This is a genomic window from Streptomyces sp. PCS3-D2 (assembly GCF_000612545.2).
GTDB lineage: Bacteria > Actinomycetota > Actinomycetes > Streptomycetales > Streptomycetaceae > Streptomyces.
In genome coordinates this window covers 4018250-4041233 of record NZ_CP097800.1, presented here as the reverse complement: position 1 = coordinate 4041233, position 22984 = coordinate 4018250, and the positions used below count along the sequence as shown (strand labels likewise).

The window sequence follows — 22984 nt, the reverse complement described above, 5'->3', positions numbered from 1 at the left end:
TCACCCGCCACGGACCGGGCCCTCCGCGGCCCGACACTGCCTCTCCCGGCTCCCGTAGCGGGCTCGGCGCCGCCCCTTCGGCCCCTTCGGACCTCCCGGACTCCTGCCCCTGGACCGCGGCCCGTGACGACGGCCCGTGAACCCCGCCAGGCGCTCGCGCCTCCCGCATTGCCCCTCCGGGCGAGAATCCCCCGTTCGCATGATGGTCACCGCGAGAGCCCTCCCCATTACGGGGTGCATTGCCGGATATACAAGAGTGATCATCTGTGACGGGTGTCACCGCATGAGTTTTTGGGACTCACACTTTTATCGCATCCATACGCCTGCTCGATTTAATATGTGCAATGGCACCTACCTGTCAGGCGCCCCGGCGAGCTTCCGACACTCCCCTGACCTGGGCATAAAAAGATCGCGCTGGACCCGGCGGAGTCCAGCGCGATCGAACGACCCGAGAACCTGTTGGGGCAGGCCGGGTCGTATGAAGCAATATGGGTTTCATCGGATTGGGGGACCCGATGGCGACCCGTTCAAAGCGGGGTGTTTACGCGACCTCAGGCCTCGCTGCGCTGCTGCGGAATTCCCGCCAGCAGTGCGCGGACCTCGGCCTCGCGGTACCGGCGGTGCCCACCCAGGGTGCGGATGGACGTGAGCTTGCCAGCCTTGGCCCAGCGGGTGACCGTCTTAGGGTCCACGCGGAACATCGTGGCAACCTCAGCCGGGGTCAGCAGCGGCTCGGCATCAGGGGTGCGAGCGGTCATGAGCGGCCTCCTCGGGAGAACCGAACCATCTCGGTTCTTTCCTCTAAATTCTGCACCTTGGCCCGCGTTGCCCGAAATGGACATACGCGGGCCGAGTCGGTTATAGGACGAACGGCTTGTCCTCGGCACTACAACTACACCATCCGTCCAGCCTCGACGGCCAAACCGACGGAATTGCCCTCCGAGGTGTTCATCAGCGGCGGAAGCCCGATGGACCGCCCTATAACGGACAGTCACCCCACTGTGACGATCAGTCACAGAGCGATCAGGAGTCGTCAGACCCCCCGTAGAGTGCAATGCCGAGCATTCCGCCCTTAGTTGGGCGGAAGGAACCCTCCCCGGACTCCTTGTCCTATTTTGGCACGAGGGTAGGGGAAGGGCGCAAGGGTGTGGTTAGTGCGGTCCGTCACGCTTGGGCCAATGGCCCGTATCGGGACGTAGGTCCTGGCACTACGTCCCAAATGCCACGATCGGGGCTCTGATCAGCCAGTTTCAACTGAACGACCGATACGCTCCGGTACGTACGGACCTCCGAAAGGTGAAACCAGCCACACCGTCGACTTTCGGCCTAATTCGCGAAAAGCCGCTCCCGGACGGCCCGCCAACGCTGCGCAAGCTCCCCGTACCTCTCCGCCGCGGCCTCGGCGTCCCCCGCCCGCAGGGCGGCGATACCCGCCGCGAGGTCCCCCGCCGAGCGGTCGGCGGCGAGCCGGTCCGCCGGAAGGGCGTGCACCAGCCCTCCGTAGTCCAGCTCGACCATCGAGCGGGGATGGAACTCCTCCAGCCAGCTCCCCACCTCGACCAGCCCCTCGGCGAGCATCCCGTACCCCTCCGCGGCGCGCAGCGTCCGCAGGGCCCGCGCGAGGCGCCGGCGCGCCTGCACCATCGGAGTCCGGTAGCGCAGCCGCTCTCCCGGCACGTACTCCCGCTCCTCGTCCGCGACCAGCACGAACCAGCGCAGTGGGATCTGCCACACCCCGGTACGGATCCACGGGCGGGCGTCCGGGTTCCGCTCGCGCCAGCGCTCGTACTCCTCGGCGGCCCGGCGGCGGACCGCGGGCGGGAGCGCCGCGTCCAGCACCGGGCGCGGGAACTGGTCGACCAGTTCCTCCAGTGCCAGCCAGCCGCGCAGCCGGGTCCGCCACGGGCAGACCAGGAGCACTCCGTCGACCTCCGCGGTGAAGGCGTCGGCGCTCTCGTGCGCCGGCACCCCCACCAGGGGCACCCGCACCAAGTCCGCCAGCGAGCCGCGCAGTTCGTCCTGGGCGGTCGGAGCCGTCGCACGCCGGGCGTACCGCGTCCAGTGGGTGCGTTCCGGCTCCGCGAAGGCGGCCAGGGGTTCGTAGACGCGCAGGTAGGAGGCGTACGGGACGGCCGGCGCCGAGCGCGCCGAGGGCAGCAGGGGATCGGTCGATTCGGTCACCCTCTCGTCCTCCCCGCTTCCGCGGTCCGGTTCACCTCCGGCCCGCCCCCACCGGGCCCGGACCGGCTCCCGTACTCCGAGAGTGTTTCGATCCCCGGACAGCAGACCCCCATCCGGCCCACAGGTCTTACTCTGCTCACAGCACGCCCTCCCCCACCCGCAGGGGGGCGTCTTCCCGCCGCATCTCTTCCATGGGAGTCACCACCGTGACCGAAATGACCGACGGCGTCCTGCACACCCTGTTCCGCACGGAGCAGGGCGGCCACGAGCAAGTCGTGCTGTGCCAGGACCGAGCCACCGGCCTGAAAGCCGTCATCGCGATCCACTCCACCGCCCTGGGCCCCGCCCTGGGTGGCACGCGTTTCCACGCCTATGCCTCCGACGAGGAGGCCGTGCGCGACGCCCTCAACCTCTCGCGCGGTATGTCCTACAAGAACGCCATGGCCGGTCTCGGCCTCGGCGGCGGCAAGGCCGTGATCATCGGTGACCCCGACGTCATCAAGACCGAGGAACTCCTGGAGGCCTACGGCCGATTCGTGGAGTCCCTCGGCGGCCGCTACGTCACCGCCTGCGACGTCGGCACGTTCGTCGCCGACATGGACGTCGTCGCCCGTGAGACCCGCTGGGCCACCGGCCGCTCCCCCGAGAACGGCGGCGCCGGCGACTCCTCGGTGCTCACCGCCTACGGCGTCTTCCAGGGCATGCGCGCCTCCGCCCAGCACCTGTGGGGCGACCCGACCCTGCGCGGCCGCAAGGTCGGCGTCGCGGGTGTCGGCAAGGTCGGCCACTACCTGGTGGAGCACCTGATCGAGGACGGCGCCGAGGTCGTGATCACCGACGTCCGCCAGGAGTCGGTGCAGCGCATCCTCGACAAGCACCCGGGCAAGGTCACCGCGGTCGCCGACACGGACGCGCTGATCCGTGTCGAGGGCCTCGACATCTACGCCCCGTGCGCGCTCGGCGGCGCACTGAACGACGAGACGGTCCCGGCCCTCAACGCCGCGATCGTGTGCGGCGCAGCCAACAACCAGCTGGCCCACCCGGGCATCGAGAAGGACCTCGCGGACCGCGGCATCCTCTACGCCCCGGACTACGTGGTCAACGCGGGCGGTGTCATCCAGGTCGCGGACGAGCTGCACGGCTTCGACTTCGACCGGTGCAAGGTGCAGGCCACGAAGATCTTCGACACCACGCTGGAGATCTTCGCTCGTGCGAAGTCGGACGGCATCCCGCCGGCCGCCGCGGCCGACCGGATCGCCGAGCAGCGCATGGCGGACGGCCGCCGGACCCTGCCGGTGACGGCCTCCTAGGGGCCCGTCGCGGGGCTCGCCGGGGTGCGGGGAGACGGAACTCACTGCACTTCGGCGGGTCGCTCGTCGGGAAAGGGTTAAAATCGCAGCTGACCAGCGAGGACGGGGCGCCTCGTTGGTTCTGCACCGGGGCGCGTCATGCGGGCGGCGTACCGTATGGCCGCGGAAGCAGGTACCGTTAAACCCCTACGGACGGTCTCTCCACGGAGAGCCCGCTCCGAACCATGAACGCGTGTCAGACTCTGGGGCCGTCGAGCCCCGTCACCGAGGGGGTCGAGCCATGGGGCGCGGCCGGGCAAAGGCCAAGCAGACCAAGGTCGCCCGCCAGCTGAAGTACAGCAGCGGCGGGACTGACTTGTCGCGTCTGGCCAACGAGCTGGGCGCATCGACCGCGGAACCGCTGTCTGTCAGCGAGCCGGTCGAGGTAGACGACGACGAGCTGGACGAGGACGACCCGTACGCTCGGTACGCGGACCTCTACAACAGCGATGACGACGACGAGGACGACGAGTCCGGTCCGTCGGCACAGCGTCGCGGCGCTTGACGCCCCGAGGCGTCTGCACGACACGACAAAAACCGAAACCCGGTCCAGGGCATAGCCCCGGGCCGGGTTTCAGTGCTGCTCAGCTCGCGTAGGAACCGGTGAGGGTGGCACCCTCGGCGTGGTCGCCGCGGTCCAGGATCTCGCCCGCCACCCAGGCGTCGACGCCCCGGTCGGCCAGCGCGGTCAGCGCCACGTCCACCGACTCGGCGGGCACCACGGCCATCATGCCGACGCCCATGTTCAGGGTCTTCTCCAGCTCCAGCTGCTCCACCTGACCGGCCTTGCCGACCAGGTCGAAGACCGCGCCGGGGGTCCAGGTCGAACGGTCGACCGTGGCGTGCAGGTGGTCCGGGATCACCCGGGCCAGGTTGGCCGCGAGGCCACCGCCGGTGATGTGCGCATACGCGTGCACCTCGGCGGTCCGGGTGAGCGCCAGGCAGTCCAGCGAGTAGATCTTGGTGGGTTCGAGCAGCTCCTCGCCGAGGGTCCGGCCGAGCTCCTCCACATGGCTGTCGAGGGACATCCCGGCGCGGTCGAAGAGGACGTGCCGGACCAGCGAGTACCCGTTCGAGTGAAGGCCGGACGAAGCCATCGCGATGACGGCGTCCCCCGTACGGATGCGATCCGCACCGAGGAGGCGGTCGTACTCGACGACGCCGGTGCCGGCGCCCGCCACGTCGAAGTCGTCCGGGCCCAGCAGGCCGGGGTGCTCGGCGGTCTCGCCGCCCACCAGGGCGCAGCCGGCGAGGACGCAGCCCTCGGCGATGCCCTTGACGATGGCGGCGACACGCTCGGGGTGCACCTTGCCGACGCAGATGTAGTCGGTCATGAAGAGCGGCTCGGCACCGCAGACGACGATGTCGTCCATGACCATCGCGACCAGGTCGTGGCCGATGGTGTCGTACACGCCCATCTGGCGGGCGATGTCCACCTTGGTGCCGACCCCGTCGGTGGCCGAGGCGAGCAGGGGGCGTTCGTACCGCTTGAGGGCGGAGGCGTCGAAGAGGCCGGCGAAACCGCCGAGGCCGCCGAGGACCTCGGGGCGCTGCGTCTTCTTCACCCACTCCTTCATCAGCTCGACGGCGCGGTCCCCCGCTTCGATGTCGACGCCCGCGGCTGCGTAGCTGGCACCGGTGGTCTTCTCTGTCATGACAGGAGAGAGCTTTCGTGTCGTTACTGCGGTTGGTGCGGGGCCCCGGGAAAAGCCTGAAAGACGGGGCCCCGCGCAGGTGGAGCCGGGGACTTACGGGCGACGGAGCGCGTCGGCGGCGTCCGCGCCGCCGGCCAGCTCGGTCTCCAGGAGCTGCTTGCCGAGGAGCTGCGGGTCCGGGAGCTCCATCGGGTACTCGCCGTCGAAGCAGGCACGGCAGAGGTTGGGCTTCTGGATCGTCGTCGCCTCGATCATCGAGTCGATCGAGATGTACGAGAGGGAGTCCGCGCCCAGCGACGTGGCGATCTCGTCGACCGTCATGCCGTTGGCGATGAGCTCGGCCCGGGTGGCGAAGTCGATGCCGAAGAAGCACGGCCACTTCACCGGCGGCGAGGAGATCCGGATGTGGACCTCGGCCGCGCCGGCCTCGCGGAGCATCTTGACCAGGGCGCGCTGGGTGTTGCCGCGGACGATCGAGTCGTCCACGACCACCAGGCGCTTGCCCCGGATGACTTCCTTGAGGGGGTTGAGCTTCAGGCGGATGCCGAGCTGGCGGATCGTCTGCGAGGGCTGGATGAAGGTCCGGCCCACGTAGGCGTTCTTGACCAGGCCCGAGCCGTAGGGGATCCCGCTGGCCTCCGCGTATCCGACCGCGGCGGGCGTGCCGGATTCCGGCGTCGCTATCACCAGGTCGGCGTCGACCGGGGCTTCCTTGGCCAGGCGCCGGCCCATCTCGACACGCGAGAGGTAGACGTTCCGGCCGGCGATGTCGGTGTCCGGGCGCGCCAGGTAGACGTACTCGAAGACACAGCCCTTGGGCTTCGCTTCTGCGAATCGGGAGGTGCGCAGACCGTTCTCGTCGATGGCGACGAGTTCGCCCGGCTCGACCTCGCGGACGAAGCTGGCGCCCACGATGTCGAGGGCGGCGGTCTCGCTCGCGACCACCCAGCCGCGCTCCAGGCGGCCGAGGACCAGCGGGCGGATGCCCTGCGGGTCACGGGCGGTGTAGAGGGTCCCCTCGTCCATGAACACCAGCGAGAAGGCACCCTTGACCTTCGGGAGCACCGCACGGGCGGACTCCTCGATGGTCAGCGGCTTGCCGTCCGCGTCCACCTGGCCGGCCAGCAGGGCCGTGACCAGGTCGGTGTCGTTGGTGGCGGCCACCTGGGTGGCACGGCCGTCCTGACGGGGGAGATCGGCGACCAGCTCGGCGAGCTCGGCGGTGTTCACCAGGTTGCCGTTGTGTCCCAGGGCCAGGGAGCCGTGGGCGGTCGCGCGGAAAGTGGGCTGCGCGTTCTCCCACACGGACGCGCCGGTGGTCGAATAGCGGGCGTGACCGACCGCGATATGACCTTGGAGCGAACCGAGGGAGGTTTCGTCGAAGACCTGGGAAACGAGGCCCATGTCCTTGAAGACGAGGATCTGGGAACCGTTGCTCACAGCGATTCCCGCGGACTCTTGTCCACGGTGCTGCAGCGCATACAGTCCGAAGTAGGTGAGCTTGGCGACCTCTTCACCCGGAGCCCAGACACCGAAGACGCCGCAAGCGTCCTGGGGGCCCTTTTCGCCGGGGAGCAGGTCGTGGTTGAGTCGTCCATCACCACGAGGCACGCTCCCGAGTGTAGGCGAGATCGACCACTGGTCCGAATTGGGGATGGCCGGGAAATGTCACAGCACAGAGGGTGACCGGACGCCTCCGTCCCGGTATTCGGATCACCTTGTCGACACCTACGAAGACATGCGCACGGATGCTCGACCGCGCCGCCCCTCGGTGAAAGCGCCGTCACCCCCGGCCGGGGCCCGCGACCGGACCCCGGTCCGCGGCGCGAGCGGCGCCCGCCGCCATTCCGCGGCGCCGCAACTCCGCCGCAACTCCGCCGCGACGTTGCCCGATTCCGCCCCCGCCCGGCCCTGCCCCGCCGCGCCCCGCCGTACCGCGCGCCGCCCGGCAGCCCGGCCGGAGCGGGGCGGAGCCGCCCGGCGGACCGAACCCGGGCAGCCTGTGTCTTCGTACGAGAACCGGCCGCCCCTGGCGCCACCGCGGCGGCCGGCGGACTACTCGGCGTCGGAGGGCGCCTCGGCGATCAGGCCCGTGCCGTCGGCGGCGGTGAGGGTCAGCCGTCGGCCCTCGATCCGGGTGGCGAGGGGACCGCTCGCGAACAGGTCGGTCAGCTGCGCCTCGACCTCGCCCGCCGGGCCGTCGCACGCCATCCGCGTGGTGGTGAGCGGCCCGAAGGTGAGCCGGTCGCCGTCGCGGGTGACCCGTGCGCTGAACCGGTTGCAGCCCAGGGTCCCGCTCACGGACAGGTCGGCGGCGATCGTGAACCGCGCCGTACCGGCCGCCCCGGCGGGCAGCGAGGACACCGATGTGCCGCTGATCAGGGACTGAACGGTCCATTCGACCGCGGTGAGCGGTGCGTCCGGGTCCGCGGGCGCCGAGGTCATGGCGATGGTGCTCCCGTCGGGGGTCTTCAGGGTGAGCCGGTCGGGCCCCCGGTCGATGGTCAGGCGCCCGGTGAACAGCGTGGCGAAGGCCGTCTCGAACTCCATGTCCTCGCAGGCCATGGTGGTCGTGGCGCCGGGGGTCACGGTCACCGCGGAGGTGCCCGAGAAGGAGACGGCGGCCGTGAAGCCGTTGCAGCCGTAGTTGCCCTTGACCTGGTCCGCGCCGAAGTCGAGGCGGGCCGATTCGGGTGCGTGCAGGGTGCGGCCGCCCGTGGTCAGGGACTCGACGGCCCAGCGGCCCACGGGATCGGGGAGCACCGTGCCCGCGCCATGGTCCTCGGCCCGGCCGCAGCCGGCCGCGGCGAGCGCGAGTACGAGGGCCAGCCCCGCGGGGATGGGGACGTGCCGGAAGGTACGCATGCCCTTGGGACGAACGCGGTCTCCGGGAGGTTCCACCACGGCCGCGCCCCCGCTCAGCCCATCAGCGGCAGCAGCGCCGACAGGTCGGCCCGCTCGCCGCCGGCCCGCACCTGAGCCGTACCGATCGCCTCGGCCCATGCGGTACGGCCGGTCGCGAGCCGGATCCAGGTCAGCGGATCGGTCTCCACCACGTTCGGCGGGGTGCCCCGGGTGTGGCGGGGGCCCTCGACGCACTGGACCACCGCGAAGGGCGGGATCCGTACCTCGACCGAACCGCCCGGCGCCTTCAGCGCGAGGGAGTCGGCGAGGAGCCGCGTGCAGGCGGCCAGCGCCTGCCGCTCGATCGGGATGTCCAGTCCCGCGGCCCGGTTCAGGTCGTCGGTGTGGACCACCAGCTCCACGGTCCGGGTGACCAGGAAGTCCGCCAGGGTCATGTCGCCGATCCACAGCTGGAGCACCCGCCCGCCGGGGTTCGCCGCGAGCGCCTCCGCCATGGCTGCGGCCGCCCGCTCGAACAGCTCGGGCAGGGGGGCGCCGGTGAGCGTCTCCCGGGCCGCCTCGGAGATCTTCCCGGCGAGGGACGCGGTGGCGAAGGGCCATTCGGTCGCGGTCAGTTCGGGGACGGCTGCGGGCGGCCGTGCGAGGCCGGCGGCCAGCGAGTCCGCGATCCACGCGACGTGGGCGGCGAGTTCGGCGACGCTCCAGTCCCCGAGCCCGCTGGGCCGCTCCAGCTGATCGGGGCCCAACTCCCCCACGGCTCTTGCGACATGGGCGAACTGTGCGGTCACGGCCGCACGGATCTTCACGGAGTCGTACCTGCGGGTCCTGGGTGCCATGCCGGGAGTCTGCCCGATCAGTCGCCGCCTCCGCAGCCGCCACCGCAACTGCTGGAGCAACTGCTGGAGCAACTGCTGGAGCAACTGCTGGAGCCACAGCCGCCGGAGGAACCGCAGGAGCTCCCCGAGCCGCTCGACCGGTCCGCCGCGCGCTGCTTGCGCTTCTCCGCCTCCGCCCGCAGCCCGAGGGCGTACGAGGTGCCCGCCGGCTGCCAGGGCGAGAGCAGGGGGTGCCGGCGGAAGGGCAGCAGCGGCACCGCCCTGACGGCGTCGGTGATCCGGCCGTCCCCGCGGTAGACGGCGTACCTCAGGATCACCTCGGCCCCCTCGCAGGGCACCCCGTACAGGAGCGCCTCGTAGGGCTCGGCGTAGCTGTCGATGTCGTGGTGTTCGACCCGCAGCCGGCTCTCCGCGGCTCCGAGGAGGGTCTCCGGCAGGTGGCTGCTGCATCCGTCCGCGAAGCGGTCCCGGAAGGCGATCAGCGGCCGAGCGGTCGTGGTGTCGGCATCCGCGACCAGCCAGGAGAGCCGGCCGGGCTGCTCCCGGACGCCCACGCGCACCACCGGCTGGGGCCCGTCGTGCAGCCGCCGGGCGGCGCGCCGCGCCGTGAGGCCGCGGCCGAGCAGCGGGACGCCCGGGGCGAGCAGCAGCACGGCCAGGACCTGCTGGACCGTCGCGTCGTACGGGTGCTCCGGGCCGGCTCCGCGGTCCTGCGCGAGACCCCACACCAGCAGCGCGGCGGCGGCCAGGCACAGCGCGGCCCCGGCGGCGAGCAGCCGTCGGCCGCGTCCGCGGTGGCCCTCCGGCAGGTTCTCGGGGATCGGCACCCGGCTGTCCCCGACGGCGGCGAGGAAGAGCTCCCGCTGACGCCGCCGCGCGCGCAGCCTGAGCGCGGACCCGACGAAGGCCCAGAGGCACAGGACGAGCGCCAGCACCCCGCCGGCCCGGGCCGCGGCGTCGGCGGGATCGAGGACGCGGTCGTTCCACAGCGTGTCCGCGGCGATCAGTGGGGTGGACACGAGGGTGGCGGCCGGCAGGAACCGGTACCAGGCGGGCAGGCACAGCAGGAGGACCGCCGGCACGTACCCGGCCCAGGTGGTGCCGGGTTCCGGGACGGCGGAGGGGTTCCAGGCGACGAGGAGGACCGAGAGGAGCACCAGCGGCGCGAGGATCCGGCCGACGGCGATCGGGGCGAAGGCGGCGGGTACGCGCGCTTCGAACCAGCGCTGGGCGTCCGCCACCCGCCAGGCCGGGGCGCCGCCCGTGGGTATCGCGGCGTCCGGCAGGTGTTTGACGATGCTCACGCGGTCAGTATGCGGAGCGGCCCGGCGTGCCAGAAGGGCCGCCGGGCCACGGAAGCGCAACAGTCGCGCGGTGGTGACGGGTCGGGGGCCCGCACGGTCCTCCGTGCGGGGCCCCGGCCGTGTTCCCGCCGGTGATCAGGCCAGCAGGGCGGGGATCGTCGCCTCGTGGGCCTCGCGAAGCTCGGCCAGGGGCAGGCTGAACTCGCCCTGGACCTCGATCTCGTCGCCGTCCACCACGCCGATGCGGGTGACCGGCAGGCCGCGCGCACCGCACATGTCGGTGAAGCGGAGCTCCTCGCTACGCGGGACGGCCACGATGGCGCGGCCCGCGGACTCGGAGAAGAGGAACGTGAAGGCGTCCAGGCCCTCGGGGACCACGACGCGCGCGCCGTTGCCGCCCTTGAGGCAGGACTCGGCGAGCGCCTGGATGACGCCCCCGTCGGACAGGTCGTGCGCGGCGTCGATCATGCCGTCGCGCGAGGCGGAGATGAGGATCTCGGCGAGCAGCTTCTCGCGGCCCAGGTCCACCTTCGGCGGCAGGCCTCCGAGGTGGTCGTGGACGACCTGGGACCAGGCCGAGCCACCGAACTCGGCGGCGGTGTCGCCGAGCAGGTAGAGCAGCTGGCCCGCCTCCGCGAACGCCATCGGCGTACGGCGGTTGACGTCGTCGATCACGCCGAGGACGGCCACGACCGGGGTCGGGTGGATCGCGACGTCGCCGGTCTGGTTGTAGAGGGAGACGTTGCCGCCGGTCACCGGGGTGCCCAGCTCCAGGCAACCGTCCGCGAGACCGCGGGTGGCCTCGGCGAACTGCCACATGACGCCCGGGTCCTCGGGGGAGCCGAAGTTCAGGCAGTCGGAGATCGCCAGCGGCTTGGCTCCGGTCGCGGCGACGTTGCGGTACGCCTCGGCCAGGGCCAGCTGCGCGCCCGTGTACGGGTCGAGCTTGGCGTAGCGGCCGTTGCCGTCGGTGGCCATGGCCACGCCGAGGTTGGACTCCTCGTCGATGCGGACCATGCCCGCGTCCTCGGGCTGCGCCAGCACGGTGTTGCCCTGCACGAAGCGGTCGTACTGGTCGGTGACCCAGGACTTCGAGGCCTGGTTCGGGGACGCGACCAGGGCCAGGACCTGCGCGCGCAGTTCTTCGGAGGTCTGCGGGCGGGGGAGGCTGCCCGCGTCGTCCGCCTGGAGCGCGTCCTGCCACTCGGGGCGGGCGTAGGGGCGGTGGTAGACCGGGCCCTCGTGGGCGACGGTGCCCGGGGGCACGTCCACGATCTGCTCGCCGTGCCAGAAGATCTCCAGGCGCTCGCCGTCGGTGACCTCACCGATGACGGTGGCGATGACGTCCCACTTCTCGCAGATCTCCAGGAAGCGGTCGACGTGCCGCGGCTCGACGATCGCGCACATGCGCTCCTGCGACTCGCTCATGAGGATCTCCTCGGGCGAGAGCGTCGCGTCGCGCAGCGGGACGGTGTCGAGCTCGACGCGCATGCCGCCGGAGCCGGCGGAGGCCAGCTCGGAGGTGGCGCAGGACAGGCCGGCGCCGCCGAGGTCCTGGATGCCCGCGACCAGCTTCTCCTTGAAGATCTCCAGGGTGCACTCGATGAGGAGCTTCTCCTGGAACGGGTCGCCGACCTGGACGGCGGGGCGCTTGGTGGGCTTGGTGTCGTCGAAGGTCTCGGACGCGAGGACCGAGACGCCGCCGATGCCGTCGCCGCCGGTGCGGGCGCCGTAGAGGATGACCTTGTTGCCGGGGCCGGAGGCCTGGGCGAGGTGGATGTCCTCGTGCTTCATGACGCCGATGCAGCCGGCGTTGACGAGCGGGTTGCCCTGGTAGCAGGCGTCGAAGACGACCTCGCCGCCGATGTTGGGCAGGCCCAGGCAGTTGCCGTAGCCGCCGATGCCCGCGACGACGCCCGGCAGGACGCGCTTGGTGTCGGGGTGGTCGGCCGCGCCGAAGCGCAGCGGGTCGACGACGGCGACCGGGCGGGCGCCCATGGCGAGGATGTCGCGGACGATGCCGCCGATGCCCGTGGCCGCGCCCTGGTAGGGCTCGATGTAGCTCGGGTGGTTGTGCGACTCGACCTTGAAGGTGACCGCGTAGCCCTGGCCGACGTCGACGACGCCGGCGTTCTCGCCGATGCCGACGAGCATCGCGTCGTTCTGGGGGACCTTCTCGCCGAACTGCTTCAGGTGGACCTTGCTGCTCTTGTACGAGCAGTGCTCGGACCACATGACCGAGTACATGGCGAGCTCGGCGCCGGTCGGGCGGCGGCCGAGGATCTCCCGGATCCGGGCGTACTCGTCCTCCTTGAGGCCGAGCTCCTTCCACGGCTGGGAGGCGTCCGGGGTTTCGGTGGCGTTCTTGACGGTGTCGAGGCTCATGCGCTGACCAGCTTCTTCAGGACCGACGTGAAGAACGGGAGGCCGTCGGTGCGGCCGGTCCCGATCAGCGGTTCGACCGCGTGCTCGGGGTGCGGCATCAGGCCGACGACGTTGCCCTCGGCGTTGGTGATGCCGGCGATGTCGCGGAGCGACCCGTTCGGGTTCACGTCCAGGTACCGGAAGGCCACTCGGCCTTCGGCCTCCAGTTCGTCGAGCGTGCGCTCGTCGGCGACGTACCGGCCGTCCATGTTCTTGAGCGGTACGGAGATCTCCTGGCCGGCGCTGTAGTCGCCGGTCCACGCGGTCTCCGCGTTCTCCACCCGCAGCTTCTGGTCGCGGCAGATGAAGTGCAGGTGGTTGTTGCGGAGCATCGCCCCCGGCAGCAGGTGGGCCTCGGTGAGGACCTGGAAGCCGTTGCAGATGCCGAGGACCGGCATGCCGGCCCTGGCCTGCTCGATGATGGTCTCCATCACCGGCGAGAAGCGGGAGATGGCCCCGGCGCGCAGGTAGTCCCCGTAGGAGAAGCCGCCCGCGAGGACGACCGCGTCGACCTGGTGCAGGTCCTTGTCGCGGTGCCAGAGCGAGACCGGCTCGGCCCCCGCGAGGCGGACGGCGCGCAGCGAGTCACGGTCGTCGAGCGTTCCGGGGAACGTGACGACTCCGATGCGAGTGGTCACCGTCAGGCCTCGACCTTCACGGTGAAGTCTTCGATGACGGTGTTGGCGAGGAACGTTTCGGCCATCGTGTGGATGCGGTCGAGGGCGGCCTGGTCGACCGGTCCCTCCACTTCCAGTTCGAAGCGCTTCCCCTGACGGACGTCGGCGATGCCCTCGAAGCCCAGGCGCGGCAGTGCACGCTGCACCGCCTGGCCCTGGGGGTCGAGGATCTCCGGCTTGAGCATGACGTCGACTACGACGCGTGCCACTGGCACTCCCGATGAGGTGGTTGGTGCAAGGCGGTTCCATCAGCGTACCCGGCCGAAATTTCTACGCGGGTAGATATGGAAGCGGCTTGATCACCGCGCCGTTTCGGCTTCACCAACGCTTCGCAAAATCCCCAGGAAAACCACGTACCCGGCATTGCGACGGGACACGCGGAGAGAATTAACTGAGCTTCACAATGCAATGGGAATCGAGGTACAAAGGAATCAACCGGGATTCCGGTCGAAAGTTGCATTGCCCCAGAACATCCGAACAGGCGACATCGCCGCACGTCAGCAGGTGGCGGTGTCGCACGAAGGGACCGATATCCGTGGCGCAGCGCGTAGTAGTGACGCTCTCCGACGACATCGACGGCGGAGAAGCGGCGGAAACGGTCATGTTCGCCTTGGACGGTAAGTCGTACGAGATCGACCTGAATGCGGCCAACGCAAAGAAACTGCGGAAGAGCCTCGCGCCCTTCGTGGCCGCCGGACGCCGCCGGTCGCGCTCGGGGAAGACCTTCAAGCACACCTCGGTCGCGCCCGACCCGGCGGTCGTCCGCGCCTGGGCCCGGTCCAACCAGCACGACGTGCCGCCGCGGGGCCGCATCCCGAAGAAGATCTACGAGGCCTACAACGCGGCCCACTGAGGGCCGATTTGCCAAGGCCCCCCACCCGTCCGCTAGTGTGTGGATCACGCCGAAGGGGCCGGACCGCAGGTCAGACCCTCCGAGGTCGTGCGGGTGTAGTTCAGTAGCAGAACATCCCTCTTCCAGAGGGAAGGCGCAGTGTGCGATTCCTGTCACCCGCTCTGCATGACTTTCCGACCACTCAGGTGGATCGGGTAGAGTGATGCACGTACTGCCCCGGCAGTGCACTGCTTGCGGACGTAGCTCAGTTGGTAGAGCACCACCTTGCCAAGGTGGATGTCGCGCGTTCGAGTCGCGTCGTCCGCTCTGTGAAGGAAGGCCCCGATCATTCCGATCGGGGCCTTCTTCGTATTTCCCCTTTCGCCGCCGACGGCCGCGGAACACCCTGACAAATGTCATCGCCGGTCGTGACAACGCGCACTGCCGGGCCGCTCCGGACGCCGCGACGCTTGATCCATGACTGACACCGTGATCCAAGCCCGGGACCTGCGCCGGGGCTACGCCGGAGGATTCGAGGCCGTACGAGGCGTCTCCTTCTCCGTGGCGCGGGGTGAGGTCTTCGCCCTGCTCGGCACCAACGGCGCGGGCAAGACCTCCACCGTCGAACTGCTGGAGGGACTCGCCGCGCCGAGCGGCGGGCAGGTCCGCGTCTTCGGCCTCGATCCCCTCACCCGGCGGGCCGAGGTCCGGCCGCGCACCGGGGTCATGCTCCAGGAGGGCGGCTTCCCCTCGGACCTATCGGTCGTCGAGACCGTGCGGATGTGGGGCGGGGTCACCACCGGCGCCCGCCCGGCGGCCGAGGTGCTGGAGCTGGTCGGCCTGACCGCGCGCTCCGGCGTACGCGTGAAGCAGTTGTCCGGCGGGGAACGGCGGCGCCTGGACCTGGCGCTGGCCCTGCTCGGCCGACCCGAGGTGCTCTTCCTGGACGAGCCCACCACCGGCATGGACCCCGAAGGGCGCCGGGAGACCTGGGCCCTGGTGCGCGCACTGCGGGAGCAGGGCACCACGGTGCTGCTGACCACGCACTACCTGGAGGAGGCCGAGGAGCTCGCGGACCGCCTCGCGATCCTCCACGAGGGCGAGCTGGTCCTGTCCGGGACCCCGGCCGAGGTGACCGCCACCCGGCCGGCCCGGATCCGCTTCGCCCTGCCCGCCGGGACGCCCGCCGCCCGGCTGCCGCTGTCGTTGCGGGCGGCCGCCTTCGGGCAGCGCGTGGAGATCCGTACCGAGGCGCTCCAGGAGACCCTGGCCGAACTGCTCGGCTGGGCCCGGGAGAACGGCGTGGAACTGGGCGGGCTCGACGCCCGGTCCGCCTCCCTGGAGGAGGCCTTCCTGGAGATCGCCCGGAACCGCCGCAACACCGGCGACCGCACCGGTCGCACCGGCCACGGCAGTCACGACAGTCACGACGACACCATGGCGGGGACCCGATGAGCACGCTCACCCTGAACGCCGGCCGGATCACCGCGCTCGGCCGCTCCGAGCTCACCCTGCTGGTGCGCAACCGGGCCGCACTCGGCGTGGCCCTCCTGATGCCCCTGCTGATGGTGTTCGTCCTGCGCTCCTCCCTCACCGGCGTCGAGGGCGCCGCGGCCGTCGGCGAGGCCACCCTGACCGGCGGGATCGGCATGGTGCTGCTCCTCGTCGTCTACATGAACCTGGTCTCCGCCTACGTCGCCCGGCGCGAGGAGCTCGTCCTGAAGCGGCTGCGCACCGGCGAGGCCCGGGACCTGGAGATCCTGGCCGGGACGGCGCTGCCCGCCGCCTGCCTGGCGCTCGGCCAGATCGCCGTCCTCGCGGTCGCCGGGGCGCTCGCCCTGGACGTGCGCATGCCGCAGAACCCGCTGCTGCTCGTGGCGGCCGTCTTCGCCGGCCTCCTGCTGCTGGCCGCGCTGTCCGCGGTGACCAGCTCCTTCACCCGCACCGTGGAGACCGCCGGCCTCACCACGCTGCCCCTGTTCCTGGCGACCGTGCTCGGCTCGGGACTGTTCGCCCCGACGGACTCGCTGCCCGACCTGGCGGCCTCGCTGTGCGAACTGTTGCCGCTGAGCGGCGTGATGGTCCTCGTACGGGCCGGCTGGAGCGGCGGAGCGGAGGGCGGGGACCTGCTGGGCGCCGGACTGAACGTGCTGGCCTGGATCGTGATCAGCGTGTTTGCTGTCCAGCGGTGGTTCCGCTGGGAACCGCGTCGCTAGGACGAGTCGGGGGACGGGAACCGTGTCGAAGCTGACCGGGTGGTGGAAGAACCGCAGCACCGCGGGGAAGGTCGAGCTCTACACCCGGGGGTCGTTCTACGTCTTCGTGCTCTTGGAGATCCTGTCCTTCGCGCTGACCCCGCTGGCCGCCGCGGCCGCCGACGGGACCTCCTTCGTGGTGCCCCTCTCGCTCTTCCTGATGATGTGCGCGCACGCGGTCCTGTGCGGGGTGCTCACCTCCCGGGCACTGCACTGGGTGGTGGGGCGGCGTGAGCGCCCCACCCGACTGGCAGTGGCCACCGCCCTGGTGACGGCGGGATGCGTCCTGGCCGTCCTCACCGTGCGGACCACCGGGGAGTCCCAAGCGACCGTGGCACCGACCATGGTGGCCGGACTGGCCTGGTTCACCTCCGGATCGCTCGTCCTGTGCCTGAAGTCGGTACGGCGGATGTGGTACGTCGCCGCGGCGGCGGCCGTCGCCACCGGGCTGGCCGCCCTGAGCCTCGGCATGCCGGTGGGGAAGGCGCTCGGGTACGCCGTCGGCGTGCTGCTGGGAGGCCTGTTCTTCGGAGCCACCAGCGGGTTCTCCGGCTGGCTGCTGAGGACCGTCTACGAGCTGGACCGCTCCCGCGAGGTCCAGGCACGGCTGGCGGTGGCCGAGGAACGGCTGCGCTTCGGCCGCGACCTGCACGACGTGATGGGCCGCAACCTGGCAGTGATCGCCCTCAAGAGCGAGCTGGCCGTCCAGCTGGCCCGGCGCGAACGCCCCGAGGCGGTGGAGCAGATGATCGCGGTCCAGCGGATCGCCCGGGAGTCCCAGCGGGAGGTCCGGGACGTGGTGCGCGGCTACCGGGAGGCGGACCTCGCGGTGGAGCTGGAGGGAGCGCGCGGGGTGCTGAGCGCGGCCGGGATGGAGTGCCGGGTCGACTTCCGGCCGGACCGGGAGCTCCCCTCGGAGGTCCAGTCGGCACTCGGCTGGGTGGTCCGCGAAGCCACGACGAACGTGCTGCGGCACGGGGACGCGCAGCGCTGCCGAATCCGGCTGGCGGCTCCGGCGAGCGGCCCCGTGACGCTCGTGGTGGAGAACGACGGCGCGCCGGAGGCTCCTGCCGGGCCGCCCGGCTCGGGACTGGCCGGGCTGCGGGAGCGGCTCGCCGCGCTGGAAGGAACCCTGGAGGCGGGGCTGGTCGGTGACGGCCGGTTCCGGCTGCGTGCGGAGATACCGGGCCCACGGCTCGACGGACTGGAGGTGCGGGCGTGAGCCCGGTACGCGTACTGCTCGCCGACGACGAGCACTTGATCCGCGGGGCGCTGGCGGCGCTCCTCGCTCTGGAGGACGACCTGCTGGTCGTCGCGGAGGCGGCGTCCGGCCCCGAGGCGCTGGCGATGGCACGGGCGCACCGCCCGGACGTGGCGGTGCTGGACCTGCAGATGCCGGGGGCGGACGGTGTGAGTGTCGCCACATCCCTGCGGGCCGAACTCCCCGACTGCAAGACGATGATCGTGACCAGCCACGGGCGTCCGGGACATCTGAAGCGGGCGCTGGCGGCGGGGGTGCGTGCCTTCGCCCCGAAGACGGTCTCGGCGCAGCGGCTGGCCGAGCTGATCCGGACCGTGCACGCCGGAGGCCGTTACGTGGACCCCGAGTTGGCGGCCGACGCGATCAGCGCCGGGGACTCCCCGCTGACCGCGCGGGAGGCCGAGGTGCTGGAGCTGGCGGGAGACGGGGCGCCGATCGCGGAGATCGCGGAGCGGGCCTCGCTGTCGCAGGGGACGGTCCGCAACTACCTGTCCTCGGCGGCCACGAAGCTGGGCGCCGAGAACCGTCATGCGGCAGTACGTCTCGCGAGGGAGCGAGGTTGGGTATAGTAGGTCTCGCCTTACGGCGCCTGCGGACATAGCTCAGTTGGTAGAGCACCACCTTGCCAAGGTGGATGTCGCGCGTTCGAGTCGCGTTGTCCGCTCTGTAAGGAAGAAGCCCCGGTCCTCGGACCGGGGCTTCTTCGTTCCCTACGACCAGTCCAGGCCGGTCAGACGCTCGTACGCCTCGATGTACTTCGCGCGGGTCTGCGCGACGACCTGCGTCGGGAGGGCCGGCGGCGGCAGTTCGCCCTTCGGGTCCCAGCCGGAGGCCGCGGAGGCCAGCCAGTCACGGACGTACTGCTTGTCGAAGGAGGGCTGGGAACGCCCCGGCTCCCACTGGTCGGCGGGCCAGAAGCGGGAGGAGTCCGGGGTCAGCACCTCGTCCGCGGCGACCAGCGCGTGGTCCTTCGGGTCGAAGCCGAACTCGAACTTGGTGTCGGCCAGGATGATCCCGCGCTCACGGGCGATGTCCCGGGCGCGGCTGTACACGGCGAGGGTGGTCTGGCGCAGCAGCGCGGCCGTCTCGGCTCCGGTGGTGCGCGCGACCTCCTCGTAGGAGACGTTCTCGTCGTGCTCGCCCACCTCGGCCTTGGCAGCCGGGGTGAAGATCGGGCCGGGCAGCTCGGAGCCGTCCACGAGGCCTTCGGGAAGACCGAGGCCGCAGACGGTGCGGGTCTTGTTGTACTCGGCGAGGCCCGAGCCGGTGAGATAGCCGCGGGCCACGCACTCGACCGGGACCATGTCGAGGTTCTTGCAGACCAGCGTGCGGCCGGCCCAGTCGGCGGGGGCACCGGCGGGCAGCTCGGTGGAGATGACGTGGTTCGGGACGAGGTCCGCGAGCTGGTCGAACCACCACAGGGAGAGCTGGGTCAGGACGCGGCCCTTGTCCGGGATCTCGGTGGGCAGCACCCAGTCGAAGGCGGAGATGCGGTCGCTGGCGACCAGGACGAGGCGGCCGTCCTCGTCCTGGTAGAGGTCGCGCACCTTGCCGGTGTGGAGGTGGACGAGGCCCGGAACCTGAACCGGCTCGGGCTTTTCGACGAATCCGGACACGGGGTCTCCCTGTGGTTCTGTATGAAGCGCACCCCGATTCTCGCGCACCCGGCCGCCCACCCCCGGACAGGGGGTGTGTCGGCCGAGCCCGGTCGGGTCAGTCGTGCTTGCAGATCCGGTCGAGGAGGTTGGCCGTGGCCCGCTGCACGCGCTCGTCGACGTGGCCGGGACGGTCGAGGGCCGGGGACCAGGCGAACGTGCCGGAGGCGAAGACCAGCGCCCCGCTGGGGGCCCGGTAGAGGGAGGTCTCCTGGTGACGGCGCTGACCCTCGCTGTCGAGGTACGGGGAGTGCGCGAGCAGGATCCGGTCCTGGTGCTCGGGGAGCTGGGTGCGCGGGAAGTACCGGTCGGCCTCGCCTGCGACCAGGCCGGGCAGTTCGTCGTTCTCGCCGGCGCCGGTGGAGTCCCACAGCCAGTGCGTGGCGTTGCGCACGATCATCGGGGCGGGTTCCGGGACCCGGCCCGCGTACTGGATGCCGAGCAGCTGCTGCTCCGGGCGGTCGACCTCGCGCCAGAGGGCGGGGCGGCCCGGTCCGCGGCGTTTTCGGCAGGTGAGCAGCCGGTCGGGGACGCCGGAGGGCGACGGGCCGAGCTCGACCTGCCAGTACATGGTGTTCGCGGAGAGGAACACGAGGGAGGTTCCGTGGTGGCGCGCCCGCTCGACGGTGCGGCGCATCGGGGCCGACCAGTACTCGTCGTGGCCGGGGAAGACCAGGCCGCGGTAGCGGGTGGGGTCGATGCGGCCGGCGTGCAGGTCGCGGGTGTCGGCGTAGGCGATGTCGTAGCCGTAGCGCTCGGCCCAGCGGATGAAGTCGTAGGCGTGGCCGACGTGGAGGGGCAGGCCGGCGCCCGCGTAGGGCCGGTCGAAGGAGACGGTGACGGCCGCGTCCCGCTCGCCGAGGAGGCGGCCCGCCTCGTCCCATGCGTGGTAGAGGCTGGCGCCCGTCCGGCCGTCCTCCGGGTAGAGGTTGTAGGCCTGCCACGTGATGTCGGGGAGCAGGAGCAGCAGGTCGGCGGGGTGGTCGTCGCGGACCGTGAAGGGGATGTGGGAGCGGTAGCCGTCGGCGGTGGTCAGGACGGCGACGTACGCGCCGACGCTCCAGTAGGACGGGACCTGCAGGCGCCAGGAGAGCCACCAGTGGTGGCAGGAGACGGTACGGTCCGCGGCGAGGGGGGCGGGCTGGACGATGCCGGAGAGGCGGGGGCTCGTGGTGATTTTCGAGGCGCCGTCGCCGCCGTAGTGGCCGATCCGGTAGACGTCGACGGAGAACTGCTGGGGCGGGTCGACGGTGATGTGGAAGTCGATGGCCTCGCCCGGGGCCACCGCGCCGGTGGAGGCGAAACCCTTGATCTGACGGTGCACGTCGTCGGCGGTGCGGGGGCCTCCGTTGCCGCGGGCCCGGGGGATCTGGCCGGTGCCGGCGACCGCGGCGGCCGGGTCCACGTACCAGGGGACGACCTGGCCCGTGTCGTCGAAGTAGAGCTCACTGCCCCGGAACCAGGGCAGGGGGCCCTGCCCGAAGGGGTCGTTCACCGCGTGCGCGAGCGCACCCGACTCCCAACGCCGGATCTGGTCGGTACCCATGACCGTTCCCCTCCCTCGCTCCCCCGGTCGGCATGCGTCGCCTCGGTGCGTGGCGCTCGTGGCGCCGGTACGGCAGTGCGCGGAGATCCGCTTCGGGATCGTCCAGCCGCGACCGGTCCCAGCACATCACATAACGCACGCAGTCCGTCACCGTTCGTCGCGAATTGACGAGAACGGAACAATGGCATCCGCATATCCGTGCGATGCGTCGCCGCTCCGGGGCGGTGTCGGGGGTGTCTCAGACCAGCCGGACGGGCTTCTCCGTGCGGACCCCGAGGGCCGAAAGCCAGTCCCGCAGCGGCCCCGGGTCGCCGTCCTCGACCAGGCGGAGCACGCGGGGTGCGAGATCCGTCCGGCGGTCGCCGCCGACGAGCAGGACCGGTCCGTCGAGCCAGTCCATTCCGGGGGCGGCCCCAGCCGAGTCCACGGCAGCGCAGCACACCATCGCCGTCACGTGGTCGGCCAGCAGATCCCGGCCGCTGCGCGGCGGCTGGAGCGGGAAGAGCGGTACGGCGTCCGCGCCGCGCGCCTTCGCGGCCGCACCGGCCGCGCCAGCGGCCCGCTCGGCACGGGCCAGGTCGGCGCTGAGCCGCCCGGCCAGGGCCTCGCCGAGCGCTCCCTCACCGGCGGCGCCCGTGAGGCAGCCCAGCACCCGCTCCAGCGTGGGCCCGGCGAAGCCGTCCACACCGCGGGGCGCCGCGGCGGCGGCCTCGATCGTGGCGGATCCCGCTGTACCCGAAGCGCCGGACGGAGCCGGCGAGCCGGCGGCTCCGGCAGCGGCGGGAGCCACCGGGGCGACGGCGGTGACGGGGGCGACCGGAGCGGTGGAACCGGCACCGGCCGGTCCCGGGTCACCAGCGGACACGGAGCCGCCGACTGCCCCGGCCGGTCCCGCGGGCGGTCCCGCAGGGGCGGCGAGCGCGTCCAGCGCCGCGTGCAGGCGGGCCGCCTCCGCCCGCCACGTGCGGTCCACGACCTCTTCGGGATAGGCCGCCCAGTCCACCGGGGACCAGTCCGGCCCGGCCTCGGCCGGGCCCCCGTGGAAGAGCCGCGCGGCCAGCAGCGAGGTCGCTTCGTCGATCACGCCGGGCTGCTCCAGCAGGTCACAGGCGGGCCGCTCGCCGAGGCGCGAAGTGAAGCCCTCGGCCAGCCGGTCCCGCCGGGACAGCTCGGTCAGCGCCGAGACCACCCCGGCGTCCAGGTGCGCGGGCCAGCGGCCCATCCGCCAGGCGGGCAGGGCCACCCGGGTCAGCAGCCGGTCCCAGCCCGCGTAGGCGAGGCCGACCTGCTCCTGGGCGACGATGCGCAGCCCGTAGTCCACACCCTGTGCACGGTCCGAGGCGGCGGCAGCCACCCCGCGCTCCATCTCGGCGGCGTCCGTCCTGCACAGCCTCAGCAGTAGCCGGGCCGGACCGGCGATCCAGCCGAGACCGCGGCGACTGCCCACGTCCACGGCGGCGTCCAGGCCCCGTACGAAGCCTCGCGCGTCGGCTATGTCCGGGTGCGCGGAAGGACCCGTACCGGCGACGACCGGCGCAAGCACGGCCCGCAGCTCTGCGACCCGCATCCACCACAGGAACGGCGAGCCGATCACCAGTACGGGAGCCGCGCCGGGCGCGGACGGGGAACCGCCGGCCGCGCCGCTGCGGCGGTGGGCCGGATGGGCGCGGTCCTCCAGCCAGCTGTCGCAGTCCGGCGTCAGGGCTATCGCGGAGGGCGGCGGTACGTCCATCCGGTCGGCCAGGTCCCGCACCAGCCGGTAGAGGTCGGGGGCCGCGGCCTCGGACAGCGACACCGTCGGCGTCACCGCCGGGCTCGCCCGCAACACCACCGCGGCGAAGATCCCGGCAAGGAGCAGCACCACCGCCGCAACCACGCACACCACGAGCGTCACGGCGGCCCAGGGCTCGCCGCCCAGCCGGCCCGTCGCCCGGGCGGCCACCAGCACCACCGCGAGGGCGGCGGGCAGCAGCGCCACGGCCAGGGCCCGGCTGCGCACGCGCAGCACGGCCAGAGCGCGGGACCGCGCGGACGGAACGCCCGCTTCCATGATCGAACCGATTCCGGACACGGCCGGTCTCACCCCCTCTGCCCTGCGGCTGCGTTGCTCACTCCCCCACTGTGACACCCGCCACTGACATCGC

At 71.7% G+C, this 22984-nt stretch carries 20 protein-coding genes and 3 tRNA genes; 10 read left to right on the top strand and 13 right to left on the bottom strand.

What is annotated here, in order from left to right; genetic code table 11:
* Positions 1 to 551: 551 nt before the first annotated feature.
* A complete protein-coding gene (bldC, locus tag AW27_RS17750; protein WP_003949541.1) occupies positions 552 to 758 on the bottom strand; it encodes a developmental transcriptional regulator BldC in 207 nt (68 codons plus the stop codon).
* A gap of 568 nt (positions 759 to 1326) precedes the next feature.
* On the bottom strand, positions 1327 to 2181 hold the full coding sequence (locus AW27_RS17745) for a DUF8083 family protein (RefSeq protein ID WP_236647588.1): 855 nt from the start codon (positions 2179 to 2181) through the stop codon (positions 1327 to 1329).
* 191 nt (positions 2182 to 2372) lie between these two features.
* Between AW27_RS17745 and AW27_RS17740 the strand changes: the two genes are divergently transcribed.
* Together AW27_RS17740 and AW27_RS17735 are read left to right on the top strand one after the other, a co-directional pair.
* Entirely contained in the window at positions 2373 to 3491 is a 1119-nt protein-coding gene (locus AW27_RS17740) for a Leu/Phe/Val dehydrogenase (RefSeq protein WP_078556234.1), read from the top strand.
* Between the two features lie 232 nt (positions 3492 to 3723).
* Positions 3724 to 4035, top strand: a complete 312-nt coding sequence (locus AW27_RS17735) for a DUF3073 family protein (RefSeq protein WP_304949879.1) — start codon at positions 3724 to 3726, stop codon at positions 4033 to 4035.
* Between the two features lie 79 nt (positions 4036 to 4114).
* Here the strand turns inward: AW27_RS17735 and purM are convergent, their stop codons facing one another.
* The 8 genes from purM to purS form a co-directional block, all read right to left on the bottom strand.
* Entirely contained in the window at positions 4115 to 5185 is a 1071-nt protein-coding gene (purM, locus tag AW27_RS17730; RefSeq protein ID WP_037920097.1) for a phosphoribosylformylglycinamidine cyclo-ligase, read from the bottom strand.
* Between the two features lie 93 nt (positions 5186 to 5278).
* Entirely contained in the window at positions 5279 to 6796 is a 1518-nt protein-coding gene (purF, locus tag AW27_RS17725; protein ID WP_037920099.1) for an amidophosphoribosyltransferase, read from the bottom strand.
* A 444-nt stretch (positions 6797 to 7240) separates the two neighbouring features.
* Positions 7241 to 8050 carry an META domain-containing protein gene (locus AW27_RS17720; RefSeq protein WP_037920101.1) on the bottom strand — a complete coding sequence of 270 codons (810 nt, stop codon included), beginning with the start codon at positions 8048 to 8050 and terminating at the stop codon, positions 7241 to 7243.
* A 53-nt stretch (positions 8051 to 8103) separates the two neighbouring features.
* On the bottom strand, positions 8104 to 8886 hold the full coding sequence (locus AW27_RS17715; protein ID WP_037920102.1) for a maleylpyruvate isomerase family mycothiol-dependent enzyme: 783 nt from the start codon (positions 8884 to 8886) through the stop codon (positions 8104 to 8106).
* A 17-nt stretch (positions 8887 to 8903) separates the two neighbouring features.
* On the bottom strand, positions 8904 to 10190 hold the full coding sequence (locus AW27_RS17710) for a hypothetical protein (protein ID WP_052030339.1): 1287 nt from the start codon (positions 10188 to 10190) through the stop codon (positions 8904 to 8906).
* Positions 10191 to 10325: 135 nt separating this feature from the next.
* On the bottom strand, positions 10326 to 12575 hold the full coding sequence (gene purL / locus AW27_RS17705) for a phosphoribosylformylglycinamidine synthase subunit PurL (RefSeq protein WP_037920103.1): 2250 nt from the start codon (positions 12573 to 12575) through the stop codon (positions 10326 to 10328).
* On the bottom strand, positions 12572 to 13252 hold the full coding sequence (purQ, locus tag AW27_RS17700; protein WP_037920105.1) for a phosphoribosylformylglycinamidine synthase subunit PurQ: 681 nt from the start codon (positions 13250 to 13252) through the stop codon (positions 12572 to 12574). Before purQ ends, purL begins: the two co-directional genes overlap by 4 nt.
* Positions 13253 to 13254: 2 nt before the next feature.
* Entirely contained in the window at positions 13255 to 13500 is a 246-nt protein-coding gene (purS, locus tag AW27_RS17695) for a phosphoribosylformylglycinamidine synthase subunit PurS (protein WP_037920107.1), read from the bottom strand.
* 326 nt (positions 13501 to 13826) lie between these two features.
* Here purS and AW27_RS17690 point away from each other — a divergent pair, with 326 nt between their 5' ends.
* From AW27_RS17690 to AW27_RS17655, 8 genes are all read left to right on the top strand, one after another.
* Positions 13827 to 14144, top strand: a complete 318-nt coding sequence (locus tag AW27_RS17690) for a histone-like nucleoid-structuring protein Lsr2 (protein WP_037920109.1) — start codon at positions 13827 to 13829, stop codon at positions 14142 to 14144.
* An 89-nt stretch (positions 14145 to 14233) separates the two neighbouring features.
* Positions 14234 to 14305, top strand: a tRNA-Gly gene (locus AW27_RS17685).
* Between the two features lie 72 nt (positions 14306 to 14377).
* Positions 14378 to 14450 (top strand) — tRNA-Gly (locus AW27_RS17680).
* 150 nt (positions 14451 to 14600) lie between these two features.
* Complete coding sequence (locus AW27_RS17675; RefSeq protein WP_037920111.1) at positions 14601 to 15578, top strand: ABC transporter ATP-binding protein; 978 nt, start codon at positions 14601 to 14603, stop codon at positions 15576 to 15578.
* Positions 15575 to 16339: an ABC transporter permease gene (locus AW27_RS17670; RefSeq protein WP_037920113.1), complete on the top strand. Its 765-nt coding sequence runs from the start codon at positions 15575 to 15577 to the stop codon at positions 16337 to 16339. Before AW27_RS17675 ends, AW27_RS17670 begins: the two co-directional genes overlap by 4 nt.
* 22 nt (positions 16340 to 16361) lie before the next feature.
* A complete protein-coding gene (locus AW27_RS17665; protein ID WP_037920115.1) occupies positions 16362 to 17600 on the top strand; it encodes a sensor histidine kinase in 1239 nt (412 codons plus the stop codon).
* Positions 17597 to 18208 (top strand): response regulator transcription factor, encoded by a 612-nt coding sequence (locus tag AW27_RS17660; protein WP_037920116.1) that lies wholly within the window; start codon positions 17597 to 17599, stop codon positions 18206 to 18208. Before AW27_RS17665 ends, AW27_RS17660 begins: the two co-directional genes overlap by 4 nt.
* A gap of 22 nt (positions 18209 to 18230) precedes the next feature.
* Positions 18231 to 18303: transfer RNA gene (locus AW27_RS17655), tRNA-Gly, on the top strand.
* A 46-nt stretch (positions 18304 to 18349) separates the two neighbouring features.
* On the opposite strand, the gene AW27_RS17650 is transcribed toward AW27_RS17655, so the two are convergent.
* The 3 genes from AW27_RS17650 to AW27_RS17640 all read right to left on the bottom strand — a co-directional run bounded on the left by AW27_RS17650 (position 18350) and on the right by AW27_RS17640 (position 22911).
* A complete protein-coding gene (locus tag AW27_RS17650; RefSeq protein ID WP_037920117.1) occupies positions 18350 to 19255 on the bottom strand; it encodes a phosphoribosylaminoimidazolesuccinocarboxamide synthase in 906 nt (301 codons plus the stop codon).
* A 97-nt stretch (positions 19256 to 19352) separates the two neighbouring features.
* Positions 19353 to 20840 carry a N,N-dimethylformamidase beta subunit family domain-containing protein gene (locus AW27_RS17645; protein WP_037920118.1) on the bottom strand — a complete coding sequence of 496 codons (1488 nt, stop codon included), beginning with the start codon at positions 20838 to 20840 and terminating at the stop codon, positions 19353 to 19355.
* 238 nt (positions 20841 to 21078) lie between these two features.
* Positions 21079 to 22911, bottom strand: a complete 1833-nt coding sequence (locus AW27_RS17640; protein WP_078556238.1) for a M48 family metalloprotease — start codon at positions 22909 to 22911, stop codon at positions 21079 to 21081.
* Positions 22912 to 22984 lie beyond the last annotated feature (73 nt).

What these genes read in the sequence shown, in the direction of transcription:
- AW27_RS17670 (WP_037920113.1), top strand. Translation starts at nt 15,575, where the DNA reads ATGAGCACGCTCACCCTGAACGCCGGCCGGATCACCGCGCTCGGCCGC.
- AW27_RS17715 (WP_037920102.1), bottom strand. Translation starts at nt 8,886, where the DNA reads ATGGCACCCAGGACCCGCAGGTACGACTCCGTGAAGATCCGTGCGGCC.
- AW27_RS17675 (WP_037920111.1), top strand. Translation starts at nt 14,601, where the DNA reads ATGACTGACACCGTGATCCAAGCCCGGGACCTGCGCCGGGGCTACGCC.
- AW27_RS17645 (WP_037920118.1), bottom strand. Translation starts at nt 20,840, where the DNA reads ATGGGTACCGACCAGATCCGGCGTTGGGAGTCGGGTGCGCTCGCGCAC.
- AW27_RS17720 (WP_037920101.1), bottom strand. Translation starts at nt 8,050, where the DNA reads ATGCGTACCTTCCGGCACGTCCCCATCCCCGCGGGGCTGGCCCTCGTA.
- bldC (WP_003949541.1), bottom strand. Translation starts at nt 758, where the DNA reads ATGACCGCTCGCACCCCTGATGCCGAGCCGCTGCTGACCCCGGCTGAG.
- purM (WP_037920097.1), bottom strand. Translation starts at nt 5,185, where the DNA reads ATGACAGAGAAGACCACCGGTGCCAGCTACGCAGCCGCGGGCGTCGAC.
- AW27_RS17740 (WP_078556234.1), top strand. Translation starts at nt 2,373, where the DNA reads ATGGGAGTCACCACCGTGACCGAAATGACCGACGGCGTCCTGCACACC.
- purL (WP_037920103.1), bottom strand. Translation starts at nt 12,575, where the DNA reads ATGAGCCTCGACACCGTCAAGAACGCCACCGAAACCCCGGACGCCTCC.